The 5,567-nt window shown below is 56.5% G+C and carries 3 protein-coding genes and 2 pseudogenes; 2 read left to right on the top strand and 3 right to left on the bottom strand.

Annotation, left to right across the window (positions count from 1 at the left end; translation table 11 throughout):
- Nucleotides 1-859 (top strand): AAA family ATPase (locus RSSM_RS29655; RefSeq protein WP_044304002.1); only part of this gene is annotated, 859 nt, incomplete at its 5' end.
- Nucleotides 860-1,030: 171 nt separating this feature from the next.
- On the opposite strand, the gene RSSM_RS29650 is transcribed toward RSSM_RS29655, so the two are convergent.
- The 3 genes and pseudogenes from RSSM_RS29650 to RSSM_RS32825 form a co-directional block, all read right to left on the bottom strand.
- Nucleotides 1,031-3,631, bottom strand: a complete 2,601-nt coding sequence (locus RSSM_RS29650) for a serine/threonine-protein kinase (RefSeq protein WP_008688597.1) — start codon at nucleotides 3,629-3,631, stop codon at nucleotides 1,031-1,033.
- A complete protein-coding gene (locus RSSM_RS29645; protein ID WP_008688595.1) occupies nucleotides 3,628-4,233 on the bottom strand; it encodes an RNA polymerase sigma factor in 606 nt (201 codons plus the stop codon). Before RSSM_RS29645 ends, RSSM_RS29650 begins: the two co-directional genes overlap by 4 nt.
- Before the next feature lie 72 nt (nucleotides 4,234-4,305).
- Nucleotides 4,306-4,473, bottom strand: a pseudogene (locus RSSM_RS32825) (efflux RND transporter permease subunit); the annotation flags it as partial.
- Between the two features lie 528 nt (nucleotides 4,474-5,001).
- On the opposite strand from RSSM_RS32825, the pseudogene RSSM_RS35290 reads away from it, so the two are divergent.
- Nucleotides 5,002-5,567: pseudogene (locus RSSM_RS35290) on the top strand (autotransporter outer membrane beta-barrel domain-containing protein); the annotation flags it as partial.

The raw sequence follows: 5,567 nt of genomic DNA, 5'->3' as shown, positions 1-5,567 counted from the left end.
ACCGATGAGCTACTGCATCGACCTGGGTCGCCCCGTTCCATCCAACTCCATGTTCGATGGTGATCCGGAGATCAAACGCGAATGCATTTGGACCGGGCCGACGCCGGATGCGAGATCGCTGTGTGTTGATCGCAAGGGAGCGAACTTGCGATGCCGATCGGGGAAAGGCAAATGGCAAGACATCGACTTGCATTTGTCTCGTGGGACAAGCCTGATGACCGAGTACGCCAATCCTTTCGCGGCTCCCGAGATCATCGTGATGAAAGAGCAATTGCGGGGTTGGAGGTTCTACGACACGTTCCGATGTGACTCGCACGCGCCCGCTCGATTGCCATCGCCTCAGACGTTCACTCCGGTGATGGCCAACGATGGATCCAACTTGGCCGCGGCACTGCAAACGATCCGTGAGATCGGCGACAGTCACATCGTCGAACAAGCGATCGAAGAAGCCTTCCCTGGTTCGCAACTCTACGTGCAATCCGGCGAGAGCGGCATGCAGGTCGTGCTGACTCAGCCTGGCATGCTGCGTGGTCTCACGGCGAGAGAATTGTCCGATGGGACGCTTCGGTATCTGCTGTTGCTGGCCGCGTTGTTCTCACCGCGACCGCCGGAGTTGTTGGTGTTGAACGAACCTGAAACCAGCTTGCATCCGGACTTGATCGAACCGCTAGCCAATATGATCTGTCGGGCCGCCGAGCGAAGCCAAGTCATCGTCGTCAGTCACAATCAACATCTCGTTGCCCAACTGGAACGGGACGACATCTGTGTGCCGGTGCGTCTGAACAAAGAAACGGGTGAAACCATCGTCGAAGGAACCGACTTGCTGAGCCAGCACGGATGGAAGTGGCCGGCGCGCTAGGCGTTGCTTTCGTGGGTGGCTGGGGAACAACGCGTTTTCGATTCGGTGAGTATCAAGTGGGATAGGCTTCCAGCCTGTCATTCCCTTCACGACAGGCTGGAAGCCTATCCCACTGATTGCTCTACCTTGTTCTGGGCGACTCGCAGGTCCGACGCTCAACTGAACCCAACATCACATCGGTTCAGAACCTGCCCGAAAATCATCCTCTCCTGAAAAGACCTCCGACACTCGCTCGAAAACACTCTTCTTGCCAGGTCGAATGAGAACCAAACCAACCCCCAACTCAAAATCAAGATTCAGTGGGCGTTCAGACAGATCGTCAGCGATCTGAATGGCCTGTTTATTCCCCTGCATCGGTGGCCGCGTGGGTTCAACATCCTGATCAACAACCGTGATCGACAAATCATCCACCCAAAGGCGACCAGCCCCGGAGAGAATTGCACCAAACGTCAGCACCGAAGCATCCTTGGGAACGTCCAAAACAATTTGCACTTCCTGCCAGTCATTGGTTCCCTCGATTCGGCGAGACTGCATGTTGTCGAACGCGACTGTCCCACGCTCGGCAGAATCGACTCGCAACCACAAGCCGGCAGCCTCCGTCTTGTCTGTCTTGATGAAACCGCTGAAACGAATCCGCTTTCCGGTGTACTCGGTAGCTTGAATCGCTTGGACGATCGTCCCGAAACTTGGCTGCCACGATTGACTGGTGCTTTCCAACGACGCACTGAACTCACCAGAGTGTTTGACTGATCGATCAACCAGCACTTGGTACCCAGCAGGACCTCCTCCCCAGTGCATTGGGAACCGATTTTCGAGTGGGTCGGTTGACTCAACATCGCCGTCATTCTCCGGTTGATTGTGCTCGTTGTCCCGATACAGTTCGTTTCGATTTGCCTCGGTCATTTTCGCATCTTTGATTGTTCGGACCTCACCTGTCTTGAGATCCTTCAGGAGAAGATGCACTGTGTTTCCAGGAAAATGATTCATCCCCCAGAGCACCTCAACCAAGTCCTCACTCAATCGTTTTTTCCACTTGCGACCGTAGCGCGACCGGGTTTGCCGACCCAAATATTTGCACGGAAACCGATCCACTGCCAGCCACTCATAGTCCTTGGACTCATAACGCACCAGGACTTTTCCATCCTCAAAATCCATCCGAGTGAACGGCGAGATCTTGGGCGGTTCCTTACCGCTTGACATTCGCCTTTCAGGTTCACTGGGTCGGTCAGACGCTTCTGATGCAAGTAGCGCGATCCTTGCCACCTGTGTCTGGCCACGTTGAATGACGACGGACTGGTCCAACACCTCGAACCCGTCCGCTTCACCAGCAATCTCGATCACATACTCGCCCGCCTTCACTTCGACGGAGGCACCGTCGCTGGTCACGGTCAATTCCTCGACGACTTCGTTTCCTTTGCGAATCACAATCGGCACGTTTGCGTCTGCGGAGCTTTCAATCCGGAGTGTTCCCTGGTCGGTCTGCAGGATGATGACGGTCGCGGCCCAAGCGAAGAAACCCAACATCCCAGCGGCAAGAAACCAAGGCAGCTTGCCATTGAAACGCCCGCCGATGCCGGAACGACTTGCCAGCGGTTTCGCTTGCGATGCGGACTCAGGTGCTTTGGCGTTGGCCGGATCCAGCAGATGAGCTTGCCAAGCTGTCAGCAACTCAGCGACTTCCGAAGAACTTTGGTAGCGAAGGTCGGGATCTTTGCTCAGCAATCTCGCCACAATCGCATCAAGCCACTCGGGAACATCCGGGTTGATCTGTCGAAGTGACCTTGGTTGGTCGTTGCCAATCCGGTTGAGAACTCCCATCGTCGTTTCCGCTCGAAACGGGCTGCGACCAGACAGCATGAAGTGGATCACACTGCCCAGCGAAAACAGGTCGCTGCGATGATCGATCGAATCCCCATGGGCTTGCTCGGGAGACATGTACTGCGGCGTTCCCGCGATCACGCCACTGCGAGTCATGCTGGCGTCGTCCACCGCTCGAGCCAAACCGAAGTCCGTGATCTGGACTCGTTCGACACCATTTTCCAGCAACACGTTGGCGGGTTTGATATCGCGATGCACCAAACCTTGCTCGTGTGCAGCGGCCAAGCCATCGGCGATCTGCGACGCGATGCGGACCGTTTCGATCAACGACAACGGCCCGTCGCGATCGACTCGTTGTTGCAGGCTCGGGCCATCCACAACCGGCATGACCAAGTAGGGCAGTCCCTCGTGTTCGTCGACCGTTTGAATTGGAACCACATGCGGATGAACCACCGCCGCGGCACTTTTGGCTTCTCGCGAAAAACGTTTGCGGGCGGCGGCGGACGTGGCCAACTCAGGTGCGAGAACCTTCACCGCACAGCGACGGCCGAGTGACGTGTCCGTCGCTTCCATCACGATTCCCATCCCGCCGCGGCCAAGGATTTGATGAACCTCGAACCGTGCAAAACGGCCGATGGATCCGGGCGCGTCGGAAGGCTGAAGGAACTGAATCCAACTCGAGCGATCCTTGGCTTCGGATTCGTATTCAAAGTCGTCCGAGCGGTGTTCGCAACCGTTCGCGATCGGCTCCCGAAGCAACTCGCCGACTTCCTCCCACGTCACGTCATCGGTGACCAAACGTTCCACGTGAGCCTGACATTGCTCGCACACCTCGATGTGCTGGGTGACTTCTTGCGTGTCCGCGTCCAAGCGATCGTGCAGGTAGTCGTTGAGCGTTTCTCGATCGTAGTGAAGTCCACCGTCGTGCTTCTCATCTCGAATGCGTGCGATCATGCTTCCGTCTCCCACTGACCAGAAATTGCTTGAGCTTCTTGTTGCAAACGAGCCAACACGCGGCACTTTGCCATTCGCACGGATCCCTCGGATTTCCCGAGCGATTCCGCGACACAGGAGATGGATTTGCCCTCGACGGCCGTCATCCAAAAGGATTGCCAAGTCGCGGGTTCCACATGCGGTTGCACACGATCGGCGGCGAGTTGGAATTGCTGACGACGCAGTTCGTGGTCGAACAGGGTGGCCGTTTCGTTGTCTCGTTCGGGTTGCTGCATCAACCACTGTTGAACGTGACTGTCACCCGATCCGACCGGTCCCTTGGAACGCGTCAGATGATTGACGACCAAGTTGCGAGTGATTTGGAACAACCAAGCACGAAACGAACCGTTGCCACGCGATTCAAACTTTGTCAGCGACCGTCGCACCGCCGCGAAAACGTCTTGCGTCAAATCTTCCGCGTCCGCGTGCTGCAATCCTTTCGCCAAGGCGACCCGAACCACCAGCGGCCGATAGATCGTGACAAACTCCGTCCAAACTTCTTCCGAAGTCGGCTCATTCAGCTTGCCAATCAACGACGCTCGTGTTTCCGGACCTTGCGACATTCTTTTCTCCTACCAGCCAAACACAGCGTTTCGAGATTTGTCACACAGGGAAACGGAAAATCGATCGAAAGATCAATCATCAATCGACGCCGGCGGCGGTCCCGATGAAAACCAAGGGTAAATCGCGGGGATTACAACGCAAGTTAGCAGTGTGCTGGTGATCAGGCCACCAATGACGACCGTTGCGAGTGGGCGTTGCAATTCCGCACCGTCGCTGGTGGACAGGGCCATCGGCAGGAAAAAGGTGTTGGACACCTTTTGTTCTCACCTTTTGTTCTTCGTCAGCGAGAATTCTGGGGAGGGGAGTGCGTGCCGTTTCCCATTCTTGGCCCTGACCCTCGCGTATGCCTGAACGGCGTCGCTCGAGCTCTCCCCAAACTTCGTTTCGGGAGAGGTACGCCGTAAGTAAATCTGCCGAAAAGCGGCACCGGAAATCTGCACGACCTCCTTCGGGGAGAGGAGTTGGGGCGAGGGGCAAACGAACTCTGGATGCTGCTGGGGGTAAATAGAACCCTACGTATGTATAGGTAGTTTGTGACCTTTTGCGGAATGCAACTATTGAGCATCTCTGTTTGCGACGATGTACGCTAACACGAGGGGCAATTGGTCGCTCGCGTGCTTAAGATCCGGCAAGTGGGAGGGAGCCCCGCCATTGGTGGATCGCTGGCGTGCGGCTTCGTTAAAGGTATCGGAAACTCCGGGGCATGTCGTATGGATACGGCAAGGGAGTTTCTGGCCACCGCTCGTTTCTTTGATTGAAGACGAGCGATGAAAAAGCGAACCGCGAGACTTGCGTTGTTCTTGGCTATTTTGGGTGGTCCTTCCGCCATGGCCGCTGATTTTGATGTCAGCAATCACAATGATTCTGGTGCTGGATCGCTGCGAGCAGCGATTGAGGGATTGAACGGCGCCGGTGCCGGCACGCATGCGATCAATTTCGCGAGCGGATTGGATCCGATCAATTTACTTTCACACCTGCCGACGATCGTGGGTACCGATCAAACGATCACGGTCAACGGAGCGGGTAATACGGTCTCGGGACAAGACACCGCTCGGCTGTTCTTCGTCGCCGATGGCGATGTCACGTTTGAAAACATGACGCTCAAACAAGGTTATGCCGAGGGCGGTGACGGGGGGAACGCCGGAGGCGGGGGAGGCGGCGGCGCGGGTGCCGGTGGAGCTCTGTTTGTCAACACGGGAGCCAACGTCGTGATTAGTGGCGTCGCGTTCGATAGCAATCGAGCTGAAGGGGGTGACGGTGGGGATCACGATGCTTCGTCTAGGACAGGTGGAGGGGGCGGTGGCTTCAGCGGGAACGGTGGCGCCACAAACAA

The sequence above is a fragment of the Aporhodopirellula sallentina SM41 genome (assembly GCF_000346505.1).
GTDB classification, from domain to species: domain Bacteria; phylum Planctomycetota; class Planctomycetia; order Pirellulales; family Pirellulaceae; genus Rhodopirellula; species Rhodopirellula sallentina.
Note: the sequence above shows the minus strand (reverse complement) of the source record. Positions and strands in the feature narration are given on the sequence as shown.

Excerpts from the sequence above, each read along its gene's own strand:
- RSSM_RS29645 (WP_008688595.1), bottom strand. The coding sequence starts at position 4,233 with ATGTCGCAAGGTCCGGAAACACGAGCGTCGTTGATTGGCAAGCTGAAT.
- RSSM_RS29650 (WP_008688597.1), bottom strand. The coding sequence starts at position 3,631 with ATGATCGCACGCATTCGAGATGAGAAGCACGACGGTGGACTTCACTAC.